This window comes from Solibacillus sp. FSL K6-1781, assembly GCF_038630735.1.
Lineage (GTDB): Bacteria > Bacillota > Bacilli > Bacillales_A > Planococcaceae > Solibacillus > Solibacillus silvestris.
This window is the reverse complement of record NZ_CP152038.1, coordinates 2,324,467-2,350,993: the sequence shown is the minus strand read 5'-3', so window position 1 is coordinate 2,350,993 and position 26,527 is coordinate 2,324,467. Positions and strand designations below refer to the sequence as shown.

At 36.4% G+C, this 26,527-nt stretch carries 19 protein-coding genes; 17 read left to right on the top strand and 2 right to left on the bottom strand.

All coding sequences use genetic code 11. The features are described from left to right. Positions 1 to 52: 52 nt before the first annotated feature. Positions 53 to 649 carry a CAP domain-containing protein gene (locus MHH37_RS11620; protein ID WP_342573115.1) on the top strand — a complete coding sequence of 199 codons (597 nt, stop codon included), beginning with the start codon at positions 53 to 55 and terminating at the stop codon, positions 647 to 649. A 257-nt stretch (positions 650 to 906) separates the two neighbouring features. Continuing rightward, positions 907 to 1,842, top strand: a complete 936-nt coding sequence (locus MHH37_RS11615; protein WP_342573113.1) for a DNA/RNA non-specific endonuclease — start codon at positions 907 to 909, stop codon at positions 1,840 to 1,842. 252 nt (positions 1,843 to 2,094) lie between these two features. Here the strand turns inward: MHH37_RS11615 and MHH37_RS11610 are convergent, their stop codons facing one another. After that, on the bottom strand, positions 2,095 to 6,615 hold the full coding sequence (locus MHH37_RS11610) for a S8 family serine peptidase (protein WP_342573112.1): 4,521 nt from the start codon (positions 6,613 to 6,615) through the stop codon (positions 2,095 to 2,097). A gap of 812 nt (positions 6,616 to 7,427) precedes the next feature. Between MHH37_RS11610 and MHH37_RS11605 the strand changes: the two genes are divergently transcribed. The 13 genes from MHH37_RS11605 (at position 7,428) to MHH37_RS11545 (ending at position 23,114) form a co-directional block, all read left to right on the top strand. Next, positions 7,428 to 7,871 (top strand): hypothetical protein, encoded by a 444-nt coding sequence (locus MHH37_RS11605; protein ID WP_342573110.1) that lies wholly within the window; start codon positions 7,428 to 7,430, stop codon positions 7,869 to 7,871. Between the two features lie 154 nt (positions 7,872 to 8,025). Continuing rightward, positions 8,026 to 8,277, top strand: coding sequence for a hypothetical protein (locus MHH37_RS11600; protein WP_342573108.1), 252 nt, complete (start codon positions 8,026 to 8,028; stop codon positions 8,275 to 8,277). Positions 8,278 to 8,996: 719 nt separating this feature from the next. After that, positions 8,997 to 10,337: a hypothetical protein gene (locus tag MHH37_RS11595; RefSeq protein WP_342573107.1), complete on the top strand. Its 1,341-nt coding sequence runs from the start codon at positions 8,997 to 8,999 to the stop codon at positions 10,335 to 10,337. Between the two features lie 4 nt (positions 10,338 to 10,341). Then, complete coding sequence (locus tag MHH37_RS11590) at positions 10,342 to 11,853, top strand: M81 family metallopeptidase (protein ID WP_342573105.1); 1,512 nt, start codon at positions 10,342 to 10,344, stop codon at positions 11,851 to 11,853. Between the two features lie 13 nt (positions 11,854 to 11,866). Continuing rightward, positions 11,867 to 13,435: an ABC transporter substrate-binding protein gene (locus tag MHH37_RS11585; RefSeq protein WP_342573102.1), complete on the top strand. Its 1,569-nt coding sequence runs from the start codon at positions 11,867 to 11,869 to the stop codon at positions 13,433 to 13,435. A 139-nt stretch (positions 13,436 to 13,574) separates the two neighbouring features. Next, positions 13,575 to 14,519 carry an ABC transporter permease gene (locus MHH37_RS11580; RefSeq protein ID WP_342573100.1) on the top strand — a complete coding sequence of 315 codons (945 nt, stop codon included), beginning with the start codon at positions 13,575 to 13,577 and terminating at the stop codon, positions 14,517 to 14,519. Positions 14,520 to 14,535: 16 nt separating this feature from the next. Beyond that, positions 14,536 to 15,420, top strand: coding sequence for an ABC transporter permease (locus MHH37_RS11575; RefSeq protein WP_339262049.1), 885 nt, complete (start codon positions 14,536 to 14,538; stop codon positions 15,418 to 15,420). A 30-nt stretch (positions 15,421 to 15,450) separates the two neighbouring features. Continuing rightward, entirely contained in the window at positions 15,451 to 16,449 is a 999-nt protein-coding gene (locus MHH37_RS11570) for an ABC transporter ATP-binding protein (protein WP_342573098.1), read from the top strand. Next, positions 16,446 to 17,462 carry a dipeptide ABC transporter ATP-binding protein gene (locus MHH37_RS11565; protein WP_342573096.1) on the top strand — a complete coding sequence of 339 codons (1,017 nt, stop codon included), beginning with the start codon at positions 16,446 to 16,448 and terminating at the stop codon, positions 17,460 to 17,462. The genes MHH37_RS11570 and MHH37_RS11565 overlap by 4 nt, the downstream gene beginning before the upstream one ends. A gap of 21 nt (positions 17,463 to 17,483) precedes the next feature. Then, the gene (locus tag MHH37_RS11560) at positions 17,484 to 18,794 is read left to right on the top strand and encodes a D-serine ammonia-lyase (RefSeq protein ID WP_342573094.1); all 1,311 of its coding nucleotides are present in this window, start codon (positions 17,484 to 17,486) and stop codon (positions 18,792 to 18,794) included. 14 nt (positions 18,795 to 18,808) lie between these two features. Further along, entirely contained in the window at positions 18,809 to 20,428 is a 1,620-nt protein-coding gene (locus MHH37_RS11555; RefSeq protein ID WP_342573092.1) for a D-aminoacylase, read from the top strand. Between the two features lie 14 nt (positions 20,429 to 20,442). Beyond that, a complete protein-coding gene (locus tag MHH37_RS11550) occupies positions 20,443 to 22,083 on the top strand; it encodes an amidohydrolase (RefSeq protein WP_342573090.1) in 1,641 nt (546 codons plus the stop codon). A 644-nt stretch (positions 22,084 to 22,727) separates the two neighbouring features. Next, positions 22,728 to 23,114, top strand: coding sequence for a molecular chaperone (locus MHH37_RS11545; RefSeq protein ID WP_342573089.1), 387 nt, complete (start codon positions 22,728 to 22,730; stop codon positions 23,112 to 23,114). Positions 23,115 to 23,439: 325 nt separating this feature from the next. Here MHH37_RS11545 and MHH37_RS11540 read toward each other — a convergent pair whose 3' ends face one another. Next, a complete protein-coding gene (locus MHH37_RS11540) occupies positions 23,440 to 24,630 on the bottom strand; it encodes a cupin domain-containing protein (RefSeq protein ID WP_342573087.1) in 1,191 nt (396 codons plus the stop codon). Between the two features lie 540 nt (positions 24,631 to 25,170). Here MHH37_RS11540 and MHH37_RS11535 point away from each other — a divergent pair. Together MHH37_RS11535 and MHH37_RS11530 are read left to right on the top strand one after the other, a co-directional pair. Beyond that, positions 25,171 to 25,749, top strand: coding sequence for a nonribosomal peptide synthetase (locus MHH37_RS11535; protein ID WP_342573085.1), 579 nt, complete (start codon positions 25,171 to 25,173; stop codon positions 25,747 to 25,749). Between the two features lie 95 nt (positions 25,750 to 25,844). Further along, complete coding sequence (locus MHH37_RS11530) at positions 25,845 to 26,333, top strand: GNAT family N-acetyltransferase (protein WP_342573084.1); 489 nt, start codon at positions 25,845 to 25,847, stop codon at positions 26,331 to 26,333. Positions 26,334 to 26,527 lie beyond the last annotated feature (194 nt).

Sequence of the window (26,527 nt, the reverse complement as noted above, 5' to 3'; positions counted from 1 at the left end):
AGTCCCTCTCTAGTAAGCTTGTAATAGACAACTAGAAAGGAATGATTCAAAAATGTTGAAAAAAAGTATCGTGTTGTTGTTTAGTATGATGCTATTTGCTCTACCAGCTACTGCATCTGCAGCTACATATACAGTAAAAAGTGGGGACACGCTTTGGAAGATTGCCTCTAAAAATCAAATCGGTCTAAGCGAATTAATTTCTTTAAACCCTACATTAAAAAATCCGGATATGATCTATGTCGGAGAAAAAATTAATATTTCTGAAAATGAACAGCAAGAAGTAGAAGAGCAAGTAGTTAGCCTAGTAAATAAGGAACGCGCGCAACAAGGATTAGCACCATTAAAAATTGATTGGGAATTAGCACGTGTTGCAAAATATAAGTCACAAGATATGCATGACAAAAATTATTTCAGCCATACAAGCCCAACTTACGGCTCACCATTTGATATGATGAAACAATTCGGTATTAGCTATAAAGCAGCAGGTGAAAATATTGCAAAAGGTCAAAAATCCGCTGCGCAAGTAATGGATGGATGGATGAATAGTTCAGGCCACCGAGCAAACATTATGGATTCGAAATTTACGCATATTGGTGTAGGCTACGTTAAAGATGGTAATTACTGGACACAAATGTTTATAAAAAAATAACGTCATAAAAGGCAGTTCAAATTTTTGCATAAAGTAAAAATTTGAATTGCCTTTTTTATATCTACTAATTTTGGTATAGCGATATATGAATCGTTTGTTAATAATAAACCTCTCAGCCATCAACAAGTGAAAACGATGATCTTTATTATTGTAATATATTTTACTGTTATCGAAAGGTTAACAATGTTAAACTATGTTGGCATCATTCCAGATTATTAGAATGAACAATACGAACGATTATAGGAGAGTCCTAAAGAATGAAAAAGAAAGTAAACGTATTAATCTTATTATTAATGACCATCTTTATGGTTGGTTGTACTGATGAAGAAAAAGTGTCCATTACTGATGGAGATATAAAAACACAAGAGGTAACAATCGATAATACAACTGAAAATAGTGAACGTGGAAAAAATACTCCGGTTGTTGATGAATCCCTAGTAGAGGAAACACCAACTCAATCAAATAATGATCATTTTTCAGGATATAAACTTATTGAAGTGGATGGCGGTAATTTGTCTGGGTATCGTGAATCTAACGTGGTAGTTAACATTGGTTTTGGTGACCGTGAATATTGGGCATTTACGAATGAATACGGGCAATTAGTACGTGTCATTGCGGACAAAATCATACTACAAGATGACGAAAATGAACCTGTATTATCGTCTGGTAGATACTATGCTGATGAGGCAAAGGTTCCTGGTGTCGAAAGTTCCGTTTTAGATGAAGGACATATTATTGCCGATTCTCTCGGCGGGGTATCGAACGCTTACAACATTACCCCGCAAAATAGTACGCTTAACCGACATGGTGATCAAGCATATATGGAAGACGCAATCCGTAAAGCTGACGGAGCCATTATGTTTGAAGCGATCATCACATATCCGAATACAAAAACGCAGATTCCTTCAAATTATCAGTATACCTATACTTTAAAGGGGAAAAAGATTGTTGATAAATTTGACAATGTGAACCCTGATGAAGTAAACAAATCACTCGGTTTAACAGGTAATGAACCTTCCAAACCAACGAATTCAAACACAAAAGGTGATATTTCCAGTGTTGATACAAATGGGAATGGACAAGTGACGATTAAAGAAGCAAAAGCAGCAGGTTTCAGTATGCCGATAACGAGTGATCATTGGTTATATCCCTATATGTACGATGCCGATAAGGACGGTCTTGTAGGGGAGTAAGCTTCCTGGCTCTATCTGCTTGCGGGTACAGGATTTATTGTAAATGTATGTGTTTTATTATGCGCTAATCTATTATTCTCAACTATGGGATGATAAATATAGCTACAAAAGAATATTATACTGAAGAAATGCTTTAGTCTCTTATTAACCTTTGTAAATATTTTGTCAAAGAAAACACCCCGAAAGTTAGTTTTATTCTAACTTTCGGGGTGTAGCTTTAATGGTTTAAATTTGGGATATTTTCATTTTTTATTAAGGTGTCACTGTTAAGTCTGCATCTTTTAAATTCGGTATTTCTGTTAATTCTTCCTCTTTAGAAGATTGTTTCTCAGCAGCGGCATCGCCAGCTCCTTCTGTAATTACTGGTAAATTAATATATAATTTACCGGCAGCTTTTTGACGAGTTTCGTTATTAAAGTCATCGATTGCAATTACTTCAATAACTGCTCCGTTTGCAACAGTATCAGCAGGAACTGTCCAGTAGCCTACATAATGACCATTTCCTTGTTCCATCATTGGTAATTCAGTTGCATTTTGAACTACGTTTGTTAATGGCATATGGATTACAAAAGTAGGTTTTAATCCTGGCTCACTATCAAACTCAATTTTAACTGTTCTACCCGTTGTAATGGTAATGTCTGTAGCTGGTTTTAAGTTTGAAATGATTGGTGCATCGAAATCAGCAGTTACAGTAACTGTCTTAGAAACACTGTTGCCAGCTTTGTCTGTAGCTACTACTGTGATTTCATTCGCTCCATTATCAAGAATAACGCGTTTCGAATATTTTCCGTCGCTGATAGTAGCATTTAAGCCATTAACAGTAACTGTGTCAATATTTTCATCTGTAATTAAACCTTCTACAGTAACAGTTTCACGATTTACTTTTTCACCATTAGCTGGTTTGTCGATCGTTAGTTCAGGAGCTATCGTATCTAAAGTCACTAAAATCGGAGTCGATTCACCTGTTACTCGACCATCTAATTTTGAAAGAACTGAAAATTCATTAACGCCTTCAACTAGGTTTGCTTTAATTTCAAATTTGCCATCGTCTCCAACTACTGATGATGTAACTACTTCGCCATTTTGTTTTAACTCAATAGTTGTTGTTGGAGAGGCTGTTCCAGTAATTGTTGTTTCAGGCTCATTTGTAATCGAATTTGTCACTGGAGAAGTGATTACTGGGCCAACTACTTCATAGCTAACGCGTGCGCGAATCATATAGTTTCCTTCGCTTGCAGGAGCTGTAGACCATGCACCTGATACATGCTGATAGCTTCTTGCTGCATTTTTGCCATCTTCATCCGTTGCAAGACCTGGAGTGTTCGGGTTTGCAACTGTTTGGCGGTAAACCATATAGAAGTCATCATTGACAACAATATTATGTTCTGTAAGGTCTACTACTGTCCATTCACCATTTCGAAGAGCCGTTGCATTAATCGGACCAGCTAATTGTTTACCTGGCGTACCGTCTGCACCGGTAGCATCCCAAACTTCAACTGCAAAGGCAGTTCCACCTGGGTTAGGCCATTCAGTTGTCCAAAAACGGAATACACCATCTGTTACAATACCGTTTTCTTTACCTTCAGGAAGAGACATTTTTACTGCCCATGCATTTCCAGCCGCATTGAATGCGCGCGCATTTTCAGGAGTGCCATCATCATAGCCAATTTCTCCACCTGGATATGTGTAGAAAGGTTCAAGAGAAATGCTTAGAGGTGATAATTCACCTGTAAGAGAAACAGGGATTTCTTTTCCATGGTATCCACGAGCAATTACTTTAAGTGTGTACGAACCTACATATGCTGTAAGGGCAAAGTTACCGTTAGCATCTGTTTGGACAGGTGTGATATTTGCGTCTTCAACTAAAATAACTGTTGCACCTTCAATCGCATCTCCTGTTGATTCGTCAGTAATTGTACCGCTTATTGTATTTTGTTCAATTTCATCTAATGTGAAATTCGCAGTAGAAGTGCTATCCGCCTCAATTGTGACTGTTTGTACTTCAGATGTGAAACCGTAAGCCTCTGCTTTTACATTAAAGGTGCCCGTACCATGTGTGAGTTTGTATGAACCATCAGCTGGACTTGAATATACCGAACGTCCTGATTCTAGGACACTTACTTGAGCTCCTAATGGAAGAAGTGTTGGATTGTTGATTACTTCAATCTCAGGTGCCTCAACTTTAGAAAGTACATCAGGTTTAATAGTCGTTGGATCTACAGCTTCTTTTAATGCATCTTTTTCTTTCCCGTTACCTTTATTGCCATTATTACCGTTGTTGCCATTTTTCCCATTGGTACTTCCTTTATTGCCGTTGTCATTTCCTTTACCATTTCCGTTGCCATTATTATTGTTTTTACCTTTAGAAACTTTACCAGTTTGAGATACGCTAGCTAATGCCACATCATCAATATACCAGCCATCTCGTTGTACACTAGAATCTGAAAATGCATTGAAACCAATATAGATACGTTGTCCAGCATAGTCTGATAAATCAACCTCTGCGTCTAACCAACTATTTGATATACCTTGAACCATTAATAATTGTGTCCAGTTTTCTTGGTCTGTTGACACGAATACATGTCCATAATCATACGCTCTACCAGAACTAGCTTGTTCGAAGTTATGCCAATGTTTAAATTGTAAATATGAGTTTCCTTCAGGCAGGTCAATTGGAGGTGCAACAAGTGTCGCGTTCATGCTGTTTGCATATGTGCCAGATAAGTTTGTTGCATACACCTTTTCACCTGAGGCAGCATTTCCTGGACCAGATGTTGGTACACCCCAGTCCCAGCTATCATTCGTACCAAATGAGTACCAGCCAATCGGTTGAGTTTCAAAGTTTTCAGAATAACCAACAGTGATCCCTGGTTTTACTTCTACAACGTATTCATCACTATTTACTTCATTGTTACCGAAGTCATTAATTGTCCATTTGTACGTAAATGAATTACCAGAGATTAAATCACCCGGAATAACTACAGCGAATTCACCAGCTTTATGATCGCCCGATTTACGTCCAGCCGGGATTTGTTGCCACATATTATTTTCATCTTTGTAGTTAAGTAATACTGATGAAACACTAATATTATCACTTACTGCAACAGTTAAATTTAAATCCATCCCAGCATAAGTTTCATGTGGGGCTGTATGATCGAATTGAGGTGCTTCAGTATCAGTTCCTGCTTTTGTGACTTGACCTTCAAGTGTACCTAATCCTGAAATAATTGAAGAAACAGCTTCATATGCGTCCACTAATCCATAACCATATCCATGGTTAGGTGTAGTAGGGTATTGACTATCTGTTAATGGATTGGCAGTGTCTAGAAGAATCTGTTCCATTTCATCTACTGTTAAATTTGCATTCACTTGACGTAAGAGGGCAGCCACACCTGATACAGCAGGACCGGCCATCGATGTACCATTCCAACCACCTTCATAACCTCCACCCGGAACAGATGAACGAATGTTAACACCAGGAGCAGAAATGTCTGGTTTAGTTTCAGCATAAGGGGAAGGACCACGTAGAGAGAAATTACCAACTAAGTTATTAATGTCCGTTGCGCCTGTAGCAAATGATTCCGGATAATTGGCTGGTGCAGCAACAGATCCAGCTCCACCTGGATTTGTGAACGTTGTATTACCTGCAGAGAATTCGGGGAAGATTTCTGCTGCACGCCAGTTAATAACAACATCACGGTACCATTCGTCTAATCCAGCCCCACCGCCCCAAGAGTTATTCACGACATCTGGCGCCATATCAACGCGCGGGTTTCCGTTAGCATCTGTAGGTGCTAAAATCCATTGAGCTGCCTCTAATAGATCGGCATCTGTTCCACCGCTTGCAGTGAAAGCTTTAACAGCAATATATTTCGCCCCTGGTGCAACTCCAATTTGATTTGAGCCATTTTGTTCACTACCGACCATTGTACCAGTAACATGTGTCCCATGGTCTACGTCGTCATATGGAGTAGCTCTTCCTGCAGAAGTCGAATCATACCAGCTATAATCATGAGAAACTTCTCCAGTGGCTTTGTTATAGCCGCGGTATTTTTCTTTTAAAGCTGGATGATCCCATTGAACGCCCGTATCAATACTTGCAACTACTGTACCTGAACCATCTATGCCCATTTCCCAAACTTCAGGTGCATTGACCCGTTCAATATTCCACTCAACGTTTGCAACTTCTGCATTTGGGGTTACAGCATTTTCAGTTTTGGTTGTAAAGAGCTGACGTGTTTCATTAGGTAAAATTTTCTCCACTTCTTCGAATGTAGCGATTTTTTCTGCCACTTCCTGAGTTGCTGTAACAGCAATTGCATTTACGATATAAAAGGATGTAATATCTGTTGCATTGCCACTAGCCGCTTCTTGATCAAGGAATTGCATTACTGATTGTTGAGATTCAATAGAAGTCGCCTTTAATTCAGAGACAACAGCAGAACGTTGAATCAACTTTGCATTTAGAGCAGATAAGTTTGATTCATCCGCCTTTTGGCGAGCAGCCTTAGCAACTACGGTAGAATTCGCCTTATCTTTAAATTTGACTAAGAAGGTTACTTTGTTCTCCTCTTTGAAATTTTCAAGTAAGCGTTTATTCAATTTTTCGCGTGCAGAACTAAAAGTACCGCTCGAACTCGAATCTCTAAATGATTCATAGAGTTGATTGGAAGTTGTTTGTGCGCTAGCAACACCTGGAGTCAATAAAGAAAATGTCATCGCTGCAGTAGCAAAAATACTAAGTGCTTTTTTAGAATTTTTTTTCTTCCTCATTTGTATTCCTCCTTCGATTTTTAATTCACTTTGTACCTCTAATAGTAATTTGAAGCTGTAGGTTGTACTTTAAGAACAACCTTTCCTCCTTTCATTATGCTTTTTAGGGTAGAAATTACTAATTTGTGAATTTAAATTCTCTAGATGTAAGTACTATGTTAGATTATCGAAAAAGGTTTGTTTATCGTATTATGTCGAAAATTTTAGATGAAAAATTTTTTGAAGTTAATTGACTATTTTTTTAAGGGGAAAGAGGGCAATGAGACATAGTTGGACAATTATGGTAATCGGTAATAGTAAGGTTTAGCTGATTACTGAGATTTCGTAAAAATAATAAATCATATCTCCCATTTCGAAAAAAGATTAGTTTAACCTATAAAAAGGGCAATAGGTCTAAAGGTTAATTTTTTATTTTAGGTTGTAAGAGGGACTTTTTGTTCACTTAACTAATAGTTAAGTATTATTCTTAAGTAGGAAAAGGTGACAAATATTCATCGATTAATTTGTTGGAATGTTCAGTATTTTAATTGAGATAGAGAATTAGTGGTTTAAACATTTAAAAAATAAAGTAATCAAAATGTTATTTCCGACTAATTTATCGATAAATTTGAGGGGGAATAAAGTCTCGTGAGCTATCTGTATATATTTCACTAGTGTTTAGGTTTTAGTTAAAATTTCGCTTTTTTATAATGAAGTTATTTTTTGGAATTGTCGAAATTTGTAAATAGGATACTGGGTATTTCCATTATGTTTTTGTTATAACAAATCAAGTGGAATTGGCGATTAAGAAGAAAGGGATAGGAGGTCTTATTATGGCTAGCCAAAATAAAAAAGCAGAACCAATTCTGCTTTTTTACAACAACATTGTTATCCAGGTAATGTGTAGAACGAATATTCCGCTATATAAGAACATAACGAAAGAAAGGACTATACGCCAAACATTTGTTAACCTTGTAGGGAAATTTGACTTCCATAACAACCAAATTAACCCAGATAAGATAACTTTTGTACCGAGAATCATTAAGGGCGAAAGTGAACTCAACAGGGGATTTGCTTCTTCAATCCATTCGTTGCTGAGTCCCCAAGCTGTACAAATGCCATCAATGAGATTTAATACCATAATGACCAACAACATCCTTTTAATATCAAACAAACGTTTCACTATACGTCACTCTTCGCTCGAATCGCAATCTCTCCTTTTATTCTTTTTCGGTAGCTACAATTTTGCTTCTTACGAACATTCCATCTTTATATAATCTTTTACAAAATTGTATATTTTATACTGCTTATATATCGAAATTAAAAGAAGGGTAGTTTCCCTAAAAGAAAGAACCCGTAAACGTTGAGATACAAACATTAATGGGCTCTTAATATAAAGCTGAAAATATAAGGTTAGTGTGAGGAAATGCAATGGATCAATATATACAACAAACACTTGTTGGAGATGAAAATGCAATCTGGCATGTAACAACGATACATATGCCTAGATTACTCGCTAAAGCATCTACATATATGAAAAATATTTTGGAACATGGCTATAAAATATTAATTCGGGAAAGGCAATATGCAAAGGACAAAGCAAGGATGAAGTGGCTTTTATTCTTTGAACGGAAGCATTCAGCTAAATTAATCATAAATTATGTCACCAAATTTCCACCATAATATTTTAATTATTTTGAAAATTTAGAATTGACTAAAAAAATATATTACTATATGATTGAAATAAACCTAGGTTGCTTTAACTAATTGGTACAAAGGCCTTAAAAAAGTTGTAAAAGGAACGGTATGTGATTTCCGAAACTTATTATAAAAATGAGTTCAGAAGAGGTTATCCAGCAGTAATCAACCATTCTGAAAACGAATTTATTGCTGAGAATTAAAGAAAGTACCGGGTTTTTATTCCGTTACAGTATTTGAACCGAATAAGTGTGGGGAAAATTTCGTATATTATTTCCAGCATGTAAAAGGTACTTTTTTCTTCACTGGAGCTTCTGTCTCTGACCCCAAAGAAATTTATCCACATCATCATCCTAAGTTTAACTTCAACGAACGTGGAATGTTAATTGCTGCATAAGTATTAGGTAGTGCAACGTTATAGCACATGAATTTAAAACAATTCACAACCAACTCTTAAATGATTTCCTTTTTCTGATTAAGGAACAATAAAAGCTTACGTGCAAATTTCGATATTAGAGGAGCCATAAATAAGCTACCCTCATGAATAAGGAACTATAAAGGAGTAAGCTTATGTTCCTTTATTTAGGGACCATAAAGGAATAAGTTTTAACCCGAAAATAAAAGAAAGCTGTAATTAAGGAACCATTAAAGAATAAGCACTCAGTCCATTTAAGGACATCTAATTAAAAAGCATTACAGTCCTTGTGAAAAGGGGGAAGAGTTTTATTCATACATCATCTAGAATCGCAGTAATTGGACCCGAGGAACTTGTCGACAAATGTATTTCTCTCCAAGATTTATTTCCAACATTAAACTTACAACCATTTTATTATCAATCGGATTTTGAAACAGTTAATATCGTTTCACAGCTAAGTGATGATTTTCATTACATTTTATTTTGTGGACCAATTCCATTTTCAAGAGCCCTTTATCTTGGAAAGATGAAGAAAATACCTAATAGCTATATTCCATTTCATGGATCTAGTTTATTAAAAGCATTATTTCAAGCACAGAAACTTGGTGAATTAAATCGAATTAGTCTTGACACTATACATGTTGATCTAGTATTAGAAGCTTTTCAAGAATTAGAAATCCTCAAATCTCCGAAACACATTGTAGAAATACATCCTGAAAGAGATGCATTATTTTTAGCCAACTATCACAAAACTCTTTATGAGAAAAGGGAAACCGTTGGAGCAATAACAATCTCATCAACGTGTTATAAAATTTTACAAAAACACAATATACCATGTATTAAAGTTACCCCACTATTATCAACCGTTAGAGAGGCTTTGGAAAAAGTGAATTTAACTTGTGAAAATCTGCATAATTTAGCTAATCAAATCTCCGTAGGGATTATATCTCTTGGCATCTCAGAAAATCCTAACTTACAAATAGATTTTGAAGAATATATATCAAAGTTTGTCAACAAACTAGATGGTCAATATATTAAAAAATCGCCAACCAAATTTTTATTTTTTACCACTCGTTCCATGATTGAGAATCAAACAAACTCGTTTACTATTTTGCCTACCCTTTTCCATGAGGAAGAAGGTTTAGAAAAAGTAAGATTTAGCATTGGTGTAGGAATAGGGGGAACTACTAATTTAGCCACGGAATCTGCATTTGTAGCTTTAAAAGAAGCTAAAAGGCACTCTCATAAGTATATAGAAAATAGCTTATTTGTTGTTCACGAAGGAGATAAAACCACTGGACCGATTACAACAATCAATACATCTAAAAGTATTGATTTACGTACTACAGATGCCTCACTTCTAGAAATTGCTAAAATTTCTGGACTTAGTACGAAGACGTTAAATCGAGTTATTCAAGCAATAAAACAAGTTGGTAATGAATTTACCGTTAATGAGATTGCACCCTATATGGAGGTATCTGTAAAGAACATGCAAAGAATCTGCCGAAAACTTGAAAATTCAGGTGCACTTAAGGTAGTAGGGAAAGAAACCCTCGAATCAAAAGGAAAACCAAGGAGAATTTTTACACTTAATGAAGATCGAATCGTTTCAAACAAAGGAAGGGGTTGAGATTTTGAAAATAGTTATTGGGCAATTATCTCATGAAACAAATACATTTTCTAATGTGTTAACAACCGAGGAGTTATTTAAGCTATGGGAGTGGACTGAAGGAGAAGAGGTCGTTCAGAGAAATCGAGATGTAAAGGATTATGTCGGAGGGATGATTGATGAATGCGAGGAACAAGGGTTTGAAATAATACCTACATTTTCTGCATCAGCTCTTCCATCTGGATTAATCCCGTTTGAAACCTATCAAACTATTAAAGAGAACTTTATAAAGAACTTCCCATTAAAAGGGCAATATGATGGTGTATGTTTAGCACTTCATGGAGCTGGAGTAGTGGAAAGCATTGATGATTTAGAAGGAGATTTTCTTGAATTTATCCGTGAGATTGTTGGTGATGGGGTGCCAATAGTCGTTACGTTAGATCTGCATGGAAATATAACTGAGAAGATGCTAAAACATGCAGATCTATTACTAGGGGTAAAATTGTATCCCCACACGGATTCATATGACCGAGGCAAAGATGCGGTTATTCGTTTAAAACAAATCATCCAAAAAGAAATTGAGCCTAGCATTCATTTAAAGAAATTACCGCTCATCATTCCAACATGTACGTCGAATCTATCTCCTATTAAGGAATTAAATGAAATTTGTAGGGAATTTGAAAAACAAGATGGCGTGCTCGAATGTACCTTGTATCACGGGTTCGCGTATACGGATGTTCCTTATGCTGGCGTCTCGATTGTAGTAGCTACTGATGGGGAAAAACAATCTTCAGCAACTATTGCCAAAGTTATAGCTGAAGAAGTATGGAATGTTAAAGATGAATTTTATTCGCCAGAAATTTCTCCAGCAAAAGGAATTCAAAAAGCTTTAGAATCACTATCAGCTCCTATCGTTTTAAATGAAACTTCCGATAATCCTGGATCAGGCACTCCAGGTGATGGCACGTATTTACTAAAAGCAATGCTTGAATCAAATTTAGAAAACGCTTGTTTAGGGATGATTTATGATCCTGAAGTGGTGGAATTAGCACATAAACAAGGTGTCGGTACTGTCATTGAAACATTTATTGGTGGTAAGACAGATCATTACCATGGTGAACCTGTCTTTATCAAAGGGTATGTTAAATCATTGTCAGACGGCATCTTTAAACAATCTTCACCCATGTGGAAAGGAAGAGAAGTCAATTTAAAAAAATCTGTAAGGATTCAAGTCGGAGGACTAGATATTATCGTTGGTTGTATTCATACGCAAGTATTTGATGAACAAATATTCCTTATCCATGGGATTGATGTACACAAACAAAAAATAATTGGCTTAAAGTCGAGCCAACATTTCCGAGCAGCTTATGAATCAATTGCAGCTGAAATTATTACGGTAGATTCACCAGGGTTAAGTACGTTACAACTGGATAGATTTGACTATAAAAAGTTAAGACGTCCAATCTATCCATTTGATAAAGAAGTACAACTAGAGCTAATCGAACATAAACAGGATACAACAATTAAAAATGTTTAAGGGGGATAAGAAAATGAAGAAAATGATTTCGTTTCTATTACTAACTCTATTAATCATTGCAGGCTGTAGTGATGATTCCACACCAGGAACAGGAAGTACAGGAGATACTCAAGGGACACCTGAAAAAGGTGGGCAATTGAATGTTGCAATTAATACCCAACCTGCAACATTAGACCCGCATATGTCAACTGCAACTATTCTAACAGAAGTATCGCGTCATATTTTTGAACAAATCGTCGCATTAGATTCAAGTTACCAGGTACAACCTATGCTTGCTGAATCCATTGATGAAAGTGATGATGGCACACAGTATACATTCAATCTTCGTCAAGGTGTCAAGTTCCACAATGGAAAAGAGTTGAAGGCTGAAGACGTCGTTGCATCATTAGAAAAGTGGAAAAATATATCGTCAAAAGCGAAAACAGTTATTCCAGATGCTACATTTACTGAAATTGATGAATATACAGTGGAAATGAAAATTTCAAAAAGGATTTATGGGGTACTAACACTTTTAGCGGATAACGGACAAGCTGCTGGCATCATGCCAAAGGAAATTGCTGAGAGCGCGGGACCTACAGGCGCGACAGAATACATTGGTACAGGACCATTTAAATTTGCTGAATGGAAACAAGACCAATATATTCATCTAACAAAGAATGAAGATTATGTATCATTAGAAACACCATCAGATGGACTTACGGGAAAAAAAGAAGCATTAGTAGATGACATTTACTTAAACATTGTTTCAGATGCTTCTACTCGAGTTGCTGGTATCCAATCAGGTCAATATGATATTGCCATAACTTTACCACCTGATAACTTCCAAATGTTAAGTAATAATTCTAATTTAAAAACAGAAATGGCTTTAAAAGGAAACATTGGATTTGTCTACAATAAAGCTGATCGTGTCTTTGCAAATGAAAAAATGCGACAAGCATTTAACGCAGCTTTAGATACGGAAAGCATTATGTTAGCTGCATTTTCAGACGAAGCCTTTTATCGTATTAATCCTGGATATATGCTACAAGAACAAGTGGACTGGGCAAGTGAAGTCGGAAATGACAGATATAACGTAAAAGACCCTGAATTGGCGAAACAACTATTACAAGAAGCTGGTTATAACGGAGAAACAATTAAAATTCTAGCAACTCGCGAATATGAATATATGTACAATTCTGCAGTTGTTATAAAAGAGCTTATGAAAGAAGTCGGTGTAAATGTTGAAATTGAAGTAGTGGACTGGGCAACACTACTAGACTTAAGATCAGACCCAACAAAATTTGATGCATTCATTACAGGATTCCCACTGGTAATGACGCCACCACAATTATTATATTTAAGCCCTAATTGGCCAGGTTGGACAAATGATGAAGAAATTACACAGCTCATTGCACAACTGAATGCTTCTGCGACTTCTGAGGAGGCGAAGGCAACATGGGATCAATTGCAAGACAGAATGTATGATTACCTACCAATCTCTAAACTTGGAGACTACTACGAATATTATGGTGTTTCTAACAAAGTGAATGGTATGACAATTTTTGATGGAATGATTTTATGGAATACATCTAAAGCAAAGTAATTCTAAACCTGAAATATTGTGGTCATTAACTTAAAAGTGGATGACCACAATTATTTTTATCCCAGTGCAACCGCCCGAATAGTGGGGAAAGTCCCGCTCATGGAAGTCTCACTTTATAAAGAAAGGTGATAATAATCTCATGGCAAATTATATCCTGAAACGTCTTTTATCAGTCATTCCAGTGTTATTTATCGTTTCTGTGGTTGTCTTCTTTATTATCCATCTCACACCTGGAGATCCAGCTTCGGTGATGTTGGGGGATCAAGCGACTGAAGAGCAACTAGATGAAGTAAGGGAACAACTTGGACTCAATCAACCAATTTACATTCAATACTTTTCTTGGATAGCAAATGTACTACAAGGCAATTTAGGATTCTCTTATTTTATGAACGAGCCTGTTCTCTCTTCTATTTTTGAACATTTAGAACCAACGATATCCCTAGCTATTTTAGCAGAAATATTTGCGATTCTTCTTGCCATTCCTTTCGGGATTATCGCTGCGAAAAGAAAAGGGTCTGCTGTAGATCAAACGTTTATGGGATTCTCTTTATTAGGAATTTCTGTTCCAAGTTTCTTACTTGGATTGATCTTAATTTTAGTATTTGGAGTTTATTTTGCTTTATTACCTGTAGCTGGATATATGCCGTTAAGTGCGGGGTTAGTAGAGCACTTACGTTATTTAATTCTTCCAGCGATTGCTCTTGGAACGATGCAAGCAGCACTCATTGCTCGTATGACACGTGCTTCCATGATTGAAATATATGAGTTGAACTTTGTAAAAGCAATTCGTGCAAAAGGGACAAAAGAGATTGTTTTAACGGTAAAACACGTATTTCGAAATGCTTTAATTCCTATTATTACTGTCGTTGGTCAAACGTTAGGAACGCTTATTGCTGGAGCCGCTGTTGTCGAAACCGTATTCAATATTCCAGGGATTGGTCAACTGATATTAAACTCTGTAGAAAGACGAGATTACTCCGTTATTCAAGGGTCGATTTTATTTATTACTTGCTCCTATATCTTTATTAATCTAGTTATTGATTTACTATACGGTTTGATTGACCCAAGAGTGAGATTGAAATAAGAGGGAGGGAAGACAATTGGAAACAATTCAACACGTTGATTTAAAAGATACTAAGAACCGATTGAAAAAAGAACAACGAAGATTGGCCATTAGAGGGTTTTTCAATAATAGGCTTGCGGTGACAGGCGGTGTAATTACGACCATTATTTTGTTACTCATTTTATTAGCTCCAGTTATTGTCTCCCAGGATCCTTACTCGATGGTTGTGACGGATAAACTCCAAGGTCCATCTTCAGAGCATTGGTTTGGAACAGACAACTTTGGACGCGATTTGTTTAGCCGAGTAATTTACGGCTTACAAAATTCAATGATGGTTGGATTTGTTGTAGCTCTGATTACAGCAATTGTCGGTACAATTGTTGGATTATATGCATCGTACTATCGAGTACTTGATGGAATATTAATGCGAATCTGCGATTCCTTAATGGCCTTTCCAGCAATTTTACTAGCGATTGCTATTATGGCAGCACTTGGACCAACGACATTGAACGTAATCATAGCGGTATCTATCGTGTATACACCTTTTATCGCACGAACAGTTCGATCCTCCGCATTAGTCATTCGAGAACAAACGTATATTGAGGCGATGGAAGCGCAAGGGGCAAAGTCTTCGAGAATCATATGGAAGCATATGGCCATCAATACGTTATCACCGTTGATTGTTCAAGCGACATTTGTTTTTGCGGAAGCAATTATCGTTGAAGCAGCATTAAGCTTTTTAGGAGTTGGGGTACCCGCTCCAGAACCGACTTTAGGAAATATTCTATTTGATGGGAAAATCTTTATTTACAACGCATGGTGGTTAGTAGTCTTCCCGGGTGTTTTTATGATTTTAAGTGTGTTGGGCATTAACTTACTAGGGGACGGTTTAAGGGATGTATTATCTCCAAAACGTAAATAACAGAGGTGAAATGGAAGAGGTGATCGGTATATGGTGGGAAAATTATTAGAAGTAAGTGGACTTTCTACATTTTTTCATACGGAAAGAGGTAAAGTGCAGGCACTAAAGAATATTAGCTTTCATGTAAAAGAGGGTGAAATTTTAGGGGTCGTGGGTGAGTCTGGTTGTGGAAAAAGCGTAACTTCCCAGTCAATCCTTCGCTTATATGATGAAAAGCACCTTGTAGAATACAATGGGGCGATTTCATTTAGAGACAAGAATTTATTAGAACTACCCATGAAAGAAATGGAACATATTCGCGGGAACAATATTTCAATGATTTTTCAAGACCCGTTAAGCTCATTAGACCCGGTATATACAATTGGTTCACAAATTTCGCAAGTTTTGCGTACCCATAAAAAGATATCAAAGAAAGAAGCATTAGAGAAGGCCATTGAACTTTTAAAATTAACAGGTATTCCCTCTCCCGAAAAACGAGTGCATCAGTATCCACACCAACTATCTGGAGGAATGCAGCAACGGGTCATGATTGCCATCGCTCTTGCTTGCGAACCAAAATTGCTTATTGCAGATGAACCGACAACGGCATTGGATGTAACTATTCAAGCTCAAATTTTGGAACTTATTCAAGAGTTAAATGAAAAAATGGACATGGGAATTATGTTAATTACTCATGATTTAGGTGTAGTTGCAGAAGTCTGTTCGAGAGTCATTGTAATGTATTTAGGTCAAGTCGTTGAAGAAGCAGATGTGAAGAGTTTATTTAATAATCCTTTACATCCTTATACGAAAGGTCTAATCCAATCCATTCCGAAGATGGATGGAGATCGAAGCAAGGACCTTTATGTGATTCAAGGAAATGTCCCTTCTCTTGAAAATGCACCAAAAGGATGTGGTTTTTCTACAAGATGTCCATTTGCAACTGATAAATGCCGCCAAGAAAATCCAGAGTTAACGACACTTAGTAATCAACAAAAAGTACGTTGTTGGCATTATGCAGAAATTCTTCAAGGGGAGGTCGTCTCGTGATTACACAACAATACAAAGAAATCATACAAGAAACAGAGGTTAAGGGAGAGCCCGTTTTAAAAGTTGAAGGATTAAAGAAGTATTTTTACCCTAAAAAATCAATTGGTGAAGAGCAAAAAGTAGTGAAAGCGGTCGAGAACGTTTCCTTTGATTTGTATAAAGGTGAAACGTTGGGGATCGTTGGGGAATCTGGATGTGGAAAAAGTACGATGGGGCGTAGCTTATTACGTCTGATTGAACCAACAGAAGGTAAGGTCTTTCTAGAAGGAAACGATATAACGAATTTAAATATAAACGATTTAAGAAAAGCTCGAAAAAATATTCAAATGGTGTTCCAAGATCCATATTCATCTTTAAATCCTCGATTGCGTATTGGAAACATTCTCGAGGAATCATTAAAAATTCAAGGAATCGGCAATAAAAACGAACGGACAGAAAGAGTACTAGAAATGTTAAATTTAGTTGGTTTAAATGAGGCCCAATACTATCGTTTTCCACATGAGTTTTCAGGTGGACAACGGCAACGGATTGGACTCGCAAGGGCTTTAATAGTTAATCCGAAAGTCGTCGTTTGTGATGAGCCCGTTTCCGCATTAGATGTTTCCGTTCAAGCACAAATTATTAATCTACTAAGAAATTTACAGAATACGTTATCTGTAAGTTTTATCTTTATCGCCCATGATATTAGCGTTGTTCGCCATATTTCAGATCGAATTGGCGTTATGTACCTTGGCCATTTGGTTGAGGAAGCAACAACCGAAGAACTTTTTGCGAACCCTAAGCACCCTTATACAAAATCATTGTTATCAGCCGTACCATTACCAAATCCTGAGGTGAAAAAAGAACGAATAATTCTTAAAGGCGATTTACCTTCACCTATGAATCCACCTTCTGGATGTGTTTTTCACACCCGCTGTCCAATGGCAATGGATATATGTAAAAGCGTATTACCTCAGAGAACAAAAGTGAGCAATTCACATGTAGTTAGATGTCATTTAAATGAAAGTGAATAATTTGAGTCGGGGGTGCCTGATTTGGGGAAGAACGAAACGATTATAGAGTATTTAGAAAATAGTTATCCAGAGATCCAACAATTAAAAAATGAAGAAACCTTCCTTTGGAGTAATTCGAACTATTATTCGCTCCCTACCAGTCTAGTCGGGGGAATGGATGAAGAAATTATGCTGGAATCAAAGGAACGATTTGAGCGATTTGGAGCAGTATTGCAACAGTTATTTCCTCCATTAGAAGTTACAAAGGGCAAGATTGAATCGCCCCTTCATTCATTAACTTCAATGGTTGCACAACTTGAAGAAATCTATGAAACACCTATTAAAGGAAAAGTACTCTTAAAGAGAGATGACCTACTACCTGTTGCAGGCTCTATAAAAGCAAGAGGGGGGTTCCATGAAGTGTTAACTTTTGCAGAAAAACTTGCTATCGAGCATGGAATCATCCGAGATAAGCAAGATTCTTATTCACTTTTAATTAGTGAAAAAGCAAAGGAACTGTTCAGTCAATATACCATTGCTGTTGGTTCAACAGGGAATCTTGGACTTAGTATCGGTTTAATTGGTTCCGCTTTAAACTTCAATGTTGTTGTTCATATGTCAAGTGACGCAAAAGAGTGGAAAAAACAGCGACTTCGAAATATTGGTGTATTTGTTATTGAGCACGATGCAGACTTCTCAAAAGTAGTGGAAGTTGCTAGAGCTGAATGTGCTCAAAATCCAAAAGCTTATTTTGTAGATGATGAGACTTCGAAACTATTGTTCGCTGGATATTCGGTTGCTGTTCTTGAGTTAAAAGAACAGTTAGAGGCGCAAAATATACCAGTAGATTCAAGGCATCCACTATATGTTTATTTACCATGTGGAGTTGGTGGAGGACCGGGTGGAATTACTTTTGGTATGAAACTAATTTTTGGAGAACATGTTCATTGTTATTTTGCCGAGCCTACTCAGTCACCAAGTATGCTCCTAGGGATGATTACCCAATTACATGATGAAATATCTGTACACGATATTAATTTATCCAATAAAACAGAAGCAGATGGTTTAGCTGTTGGGAGAGCATCCGTGTTTGTAGGTAAAATCATGAACTCAATCCTAGCGGGTGTCTATACAGTAAAGGATGCAGAATTATATAGACTACTAAATCGTTTGTATAAAGTGGAGGGAATCTTTTTAGAACCTTCCGCATTAGCTGGGATGGTGGGTCCAACTTACACTTCGAAAACCTTACAAGATATTCAAGCCACACATATTGTTTGGGCGACTGGTGGAAGTATCATCCCAGATGAGATTAAAACTATGTATCTCGAGAAAAGTGAAGCTTTTAAATAAAGAGAAGAAAGTAGATGAGGATTATGTTAGATATTCTGATTAAGAACGGGAAAGTATATGACGGAACTGGTAATCCATTCACACTGCTAGATATAGGAATAAAAGATGGGAAGATTGTTAAGTTAGAAAGAAATATGAAGTTCGGGGCGAAACGGGAAATTGATGCGAAAGGTCTATCTGTTTCACCAGGGTTCATTGATACTCATGTTCACTCTGATCTACTTTGGACAAAGCCTGAGATTCATCAAATTAAGGTTAAAAAAGGCGTTACAACTGAGCTATTTGGTCAAGACGGTATTGCTGTGGCACCGGTTTCGAATGAAACACGTCCACTATGGCAAGCCCAGTTGAAAGGGTTAGACGGAGATATTGGTGATTGGCCATGGGATTCGGTTGAAAGTTATTTGCAACACATAAATGAACGGAAAAGTCTTACGAATGTTGCTTTTCTAGTACCCCACGGAAATGTTCGTACACTCGTGATGGGATTTGAAAAAAGAGAATCTACTGTAGAAGAACAAATCGAGATGCGCAAGCTGGTAGAAAAGGCAATGGAAGAAGGTGCGGTTGGCTTTTCTACCGGTTTAGTGTATCCACCAAACAGCTTTTGTGCAACGGACGAATTAATTGAGATATGTAAAGGTGTAGCAAAGTATGATGGTTGTTTCGTCGTCCATATGAGAAATGAAAGTTTCAATATCATGGAAGCTTTAGACGAAATGATCGAAGTATCAACACAATCAGGAGTTCGTTTGCACTTATCTCATTTTAAAGTAATTGGTGTAAGAAATCGTGAAAATTATCAATATCTACTAGAAAAGATAAACGAAGCTCGTCTTCAAGGAATTGAAATTACCTTTGATCAATACCCGTATACAGCTGCTTCGACAGTCTTTAGTGCGATTTTACCCCCGTGGGCACATGATGGGGGGGCGGAAATGATGCTTTCACGTTTGAAGAATTTATCTGACCGTGAAAAGATAAAAGAGGATTTTGCCAGTAATTTAACCTTTGAAAATTGGGTGTATAACTGTGGGTGGGAGAATATTATTATATCTTCTATAGGTGCGGAAGAATTTAAGCTATTTGAAGGGAAAAGTGTAAAAGAAATAGCAGACATTAAATCAATACCACCTGATGAGATGGCAATGGACCTTTTAGTTACAGCAAATGCAAATGTAACGATGGTCGTTCACTGGGGACTAGAAGAAGATATTGTAAAGCTAATGAAAAGTTCCTACCATATAGTTGGTTCAGATAGTATTTTTGGTGGAAAACCACACCCACGATTATATGGAACTCAACCTAGAATACTAGGGCGCTATGTACGTGAATTAAACATACTAACATTAGAAGAAGCCATTCACCATATGACAGGTTCACCAGCACAGTTGTTGAGATTAAAAGATCGAGGGCTAATTAAAGAAGGTTACTATGCAGATATCGTTATTTTTGATCCAGAAAATATAAGTGATCAAGCAACGTTCACCGATCCTTTACAAGAACCTACAGGAATCCAGTATGTACTTGTAAATGGAGAAGTTTGTAAAGAAGAGAACAGTGTTTTTATTGAATCACTTCACGGAAAAGTTATAAAAAGTGAAGTTTTTGAAAATATCACAACAATAAAATAAGGAGTGGGATGGACATGAAAGCCGATTTAATCTTTATTAATGGAGAAGTTATTACTGTGGATGATCAGAATCGTATTGTGGACTGTGTAGCCATTAAAGCAAATCAAATCATTGCAACAGGGTCCTATAATGATATTGAACATACCATTACTCAAGATACAAAAGTGTTTGACCTAGAAGGTAAATCGCTCTTACCAGGATTTATTGATGCACATGCTCACTTCACGATCTATGGAACAAATTCCTTAGGAGTAGACTGTACTTCTTCCGGTATTCAATCGATTCAAGATTTACTTGAAGCGATTCAAAAAAAATGCATGGAAACGCCAAAGGGACAATGGGTGAGAGCGACAGGATTCAATGAGCATACTATAGCTGAAAAACGTTATCCAACCAGAGAAGAGTTAGATTCTATTTCAAAGGACCATCCGATTATTCTTATCCGTAAGTGTAACCATTTTTCCTTTGTAAATAGTAAGGGACTAGAAGTAGCAAATATTGATGCAACAACGAAAGATCCGAATGGAGGCATATTTGAAAGACTTGCTGATGGAAGACTAACAGGGAAATTAATCGAAAATGCACATATGCAAATGCTTGAATATGCAAATTTTACAAAAGAAGAATTAAGAAAAGGGTTGAAACTTGCTTCAAAAGAGTTTATTAAAGCTGGAATTACAAGTGTTCATGATGCAGGTGCCTACGGTGATGGCGCGGATACATTTCGAATCATGCAAGAAGCGGTGAATGCCAAGGAAATAGATGTAAGAATCTATGCATTCGTTTGTTCCTTAACGAATTCCCATTTATTTGTAAGGAAAATGAGCGAATCGGGTGCAATCACAGGGTTAGGGAATGAAAGGTTCAGAATAGGTCCTGCTAAGTTATTTACTGATGGTGCTAGTGTTGGACCAACGATTGCTACACGCGAAACCTATTCCCATGACCAAAATAATTTTGGACTTTTGTATTATAGTCAAGAGGAATTAAATGAAATTCTTGGCAATGCCCATGCAAAAGGGTTCCAAGTAACTGCTCACGCGCAAGGGGACCGTGCAATTGAAATGCTTCTAGATTGTATTGAAAAAGCTTTAGAAAATCAACCAAGAGAGAACCACCGTCACAGAATCGAACATGCTGGGATTGCTTCTCCTGATCTGCAACGCCGAATGAAAGAGTTAGGAGTTGTACCCATTCCTAATCCAGCATTTATTTATGTTAATGGTGACAAATATAGTGAGTATTACGGTGATCGAGTGAATGTGATGTATCCTTGTTGGGACTATATCGAGCAAGACATTATTGCTGCATACGGTTCAGATGCACCAGTGATTACATTAAATCCACTTCTAGGAATTCATGCAGCAGTCAATCGCCAAGCGTGGAATGGACAACCAATCGGAAATCGTCAAAAAGTAAGCGTATTAGATGCGATTCGGGGCTACACAATCAACGGAGCCTATGCAAGCTTTGAGGAAAACATTAAGGGAAGCATTGAAATTGGAAAACTTGCAGACTTTGTTGTTCTAAGCGAAAGCATTTTAGATTGTGATTTAAATAAGATTAAAGATTTACAGGTTGTACTTACAGTAGTTGATGGTGAAATTTTATATGATCCGAATTCCCAAAGAGAAACTGTTGAATCTGCTGTTTGATAGACCATAAGGAGCTATAAGGACTAGATTCCATAAAGGTATAAGTAAAGGAGGTAAGGAAAAACCGTCGTAAAGATAAAATGTGACTAAAGATAAACTTAGTTTATTACTTAATAAATTATAGATTTCCTGGTTTTCATCCATGTAATATAGTTATCATGGTTATCCTATAATTTCTTAAAATAGTAAAAACCCTGTTGACATTAGTGTTATCAAACGTTACTGTCGACAGGGTTTTCATGTTTTTCGTGTAAATTAAATAATTCTGTGAGAATTCTGTTAGCATATTAGTAAGCAAGTATCTGTTACGATGATAACGATAAAGGGTCATTTTTAAATTCTCTAGGTTATAAATGTGTACATTAATAAACGTCTGTTTTCATTAATTGAATAATAATAAAAACGGGTCGAAGCACCTCTTTTTCTGTATTATCTATATTCTGTCTGTGTAGGTAGGGTTTTATATTATCTAATGCTTAGCAATTGGGAAAGGCCAATCGACTTATAATCTAAACGAGCAAGTTTTGGCTAATTTGAGAGGAACTAAAATGCCAAAAACCAACAGGATAAAAAACTTTACGACCGACCGTATTAGTAATTGCGAAAATAGGGTATATGTAAGATGTAATATAGGGGGAATAAAGATGAAACTTGAATTTTTAAAAGTTGAAAAAATCGTAGAAACAGATAAAAACAAAATCATTTATATTCCAGCTGGGGGCATCCAGTTTGGTTTTAAAAATAAAATCATTTCTTTAAAGGATCCATTACGAATTGGTATGACACATGGGGGCAGCTTCCTCAATGTTGTTCGCTACATCGATTTCGTAGTTTATGATGACCTATCAATCTATACAACAGGTGAGATTAAGCGAGAGAGCTTATTTGGCATCGTAGCGAATGAAGAAGTGCTATTAGCCATCCATAAAGAGCTGACTAAAAGTTGCAAGGAAGTTCCGTCTTTCAAGCCATTGGATGTTAAAGAAATTTTGAGCCGTGAATTTGAAGATGCTCATAAACAGACGAGTTAATTTCGAGATATATATAATACATAAGTCGGAGCATATTAATAATTTACAAATTGAACAGCCTCAACTATTTAGTTCTTTAGTAAACGAATGGTTAGATAGAACAGAGGAAATATTATAAGAATTTGAAAAAAAGCTTGTTCAGATGCAATTTTTTAGAAAGTAGTTGTGCCATTCAATAAAAAAAGAGCCTACAAACATTGATATACCAATGCTTATAGGCTTTTAGCAATGTCTCGACAGATCAGTTATTTGTATAAATTGAATATCCATTTACAGCTAAATAAATTAGTTGGTAAAAAATTTTTCTTTCACGTATTTTATTTGGCTATTCAGTATCTTGATAAGTATACCCTGGGAATTTAACAACAGCCCATTTCTCTTTACGTAACGAGTCCATTAATTCTGGTCCTACATTTAAGTTGCTACTAACGATTTGTTTAGGGACCAGCGCCATCCATTGTGTTAATGAAATATCCGCATAGTTGGGACTTTTAAATACTTCTATATACCATAGGGTTTCATTGCCTGTGTTCTGAATATAATGTCCATAACAAAAAGGGATGTAGCCTACATCTCCTGCCCTCACATCAAAAGTTCGAGCAACCCCGTTAGCGGCGTATGCTGTCATCCGACCTTGACCAGACAAGAAATATTGGAATTCATCATTATTTGGATGCCAGTGTAATTCCCTCATAGCTCCTGGTAGAATTTCAACAAGTGCAATTGACATATCCTGTGCAACTGGGAAATTCGTTGAATCTGCAATACGAACTGATCCTCCTGGTGAAAGAATTGGCTCCTGACCAAGCAAACTATGTGTAAAATTTCTTGTACCGAACGGATCTGGAATTGCAACTTCCTCAATAGGTCCTGGAACCTCTCCTTGATAAACATATTTTTCCTGCCTAGGAATATTTCGGAAGGCACTCTCAGGTACCCCAAAATTTGACGATAGAACCTCTTTAGGGGTATGGGCAAACCAGTCGGAAATTGTGAACGTATCTAAATCTGAAAACATACCATTGTCAAACATTAATAAAAATTCACAGCCCTCTTCAAGTCCTTGAATGGAATGGGGAATTCCTGGAGGAAAATACCATAAATCACCCACTCCTACATCGGCAATAAAGTTTTTTCCATTCTGATCGACCGCGGTAATTCTTGCTCTTCCTACGGTCATAAAACAAAATTCCACCTCTTTATGCCAATGTAACTCTCTTACACCGCCAGGAGTTAAACGCATATCAACGCCAGCAATCGTTGTCGCAACTGGCAGCTCACGCATCGAAATTTGTCTCGACCAGCCACCATATTTTAAAGTCATATGTGTATCGGAAAAAGAAAAGCGTAGATTCGGCACCGTTCCCGCATCTGTTTCAGGTGGTACAAGCATATTTGGATTCTCTAATGCGCGTAAAATATCACGTGGCCCAGGATCAGTCGCACCGGCTCCGTTTTCCCGAATCGGTTCAGGAATTTCGTCAGCAGTAATCCTGAATTCAAATGGTTCAGACAAACATTTACCTCCTATAAAAGAATATGCATCATGGCAATTCTATGTTGAAATTAGAGGATACAGAACTTAGACGCAAAATCAATTCCCTAGAATAAAGTTTGGAGATTTAGAAAAACGACTTCAACAATCTGACCCTTTCCTTGAATAAGGAAAGGGTCTTTTTCTATTAAGGGGCAGATAATTGACTAATATTCTATTATAAATTGTTAATATACGAAGCTGTGGGAATTCTCCTATAAAAAATTCCAAAAGTGTATAATGAGTTTGTTAGAATATTACAATCTGAAACAAGAGGATGTGTCAACGATGTGGAAACAAAAATTAATTGAAACACCTAGTGGGACTTTTGGATATTTTGTAAAGGGAAGCGGTCAGCCACTTGTATAACGCATTATTCCATGGCTTTTTATAAAAATGGTAATTGGTTTGCTTCTTCATTTACGGAACATTATCAAGTATTTTTAATTGATGTCCGAGGTGCCGGTAATTCACCTGTCATTGAAACGGATTCTTGATTACCTGAAGAAAGGATTGACTGATATGCAATGGAGTAAGACTAAATCATTACTTGAAAGTTTTCTCAGTGATAAGTTACAAGGAAGAATCAAAATTTACGCAACTGTATATCGGAAATTTCATGATAGTCCAAGCAGAGTCTGGATTACATTTGATAACAAAGAAATTATAAGTGCATCTGATATTATTTATGAAAAAAAACACGAAGAATTGTATCGTAAGATAAAAAAGGAAGAAAACCTAAAAGACATTCCATTCAACGAAAATTGGCATGTAATGTTCAATTCTCCTGAACGACAAGAATTATTAACAGCATCTGATAATGTAGAAAAATGGATGATAAACCAAAATATTTTTAACAGTTATCACTTTTATCGATCTTTTTTAAAATATAGTTCTTTGACCATTGATGAAGCATTAAATTCCGAAATTATAATAATACGGGCATATGCAATGCTGGATAGAAGGCTAGGCAAAAGAAGGATAAAAAAATTGAACTTTAGCATCGAGGACACTCATCCATTAATTTTAGACTTTTATAAAATACGATGTGACGTTGAAGGAATCTCATTAATAAACCATGAGACTTTATCAAAATTATAAATAGAATCGTAATTGTAATTATTTGTTGGGCTGCTTTTATTGATTTACTTTCATGAGTACAAAAATAATAGAAATAGGGAAGGAGTTTTTACAAAATGCCAATTTCTTTAGTGCCAATTTTAGAATCAGAAAAAACTATTTTAAGAAACCTTTACTCATTGTATCTACATGATCTTTCAAAGTTCTCTTCAATGATTGACCTTGGAATAGACGGTTCTTTCATATATGAAAGCCTGGATAAATTCTGGGACATTGATGGAATTTCACCGTATTTTATTAAATTGGAGGAGAGTATTATAGGTTTTATCTTACTATTGGAACGGCCATTTTTGACTGAGGAGAATGATTTAGTGATAAATGATTTTTTTATAATTAATAAGTACAAGGGGAAAGGAGTAGCAGCACAAGCCGCAGTAAAATTATTTGAAGCGAAACAAGGAAAATATTTTGTGATACAAGTTATTGAAAATAAACGTGCTGTTTCATTTTGGAGAAATTTATATATTGAATTAAACATTAACATTAATGAAAAACAAGAATTAATTGATGGTGAGCAATGTTTAATTCAAACATTTAAGATATGAATCATTAAACGTATCAGCTAATAACACACAATAATCTCATTGAAATAGGGTAACAGATTTAGACTAGCGGAATAGGTAGTCGTCCCTTTTTAAAGATATCGATAGTTAAATCCGACTGCACAATCATAAAATGTAGGTTTTCTCCGTCTGAACCTGCTGCAGCTTCTCCATTATAATAACTAAACTTGCCCTCT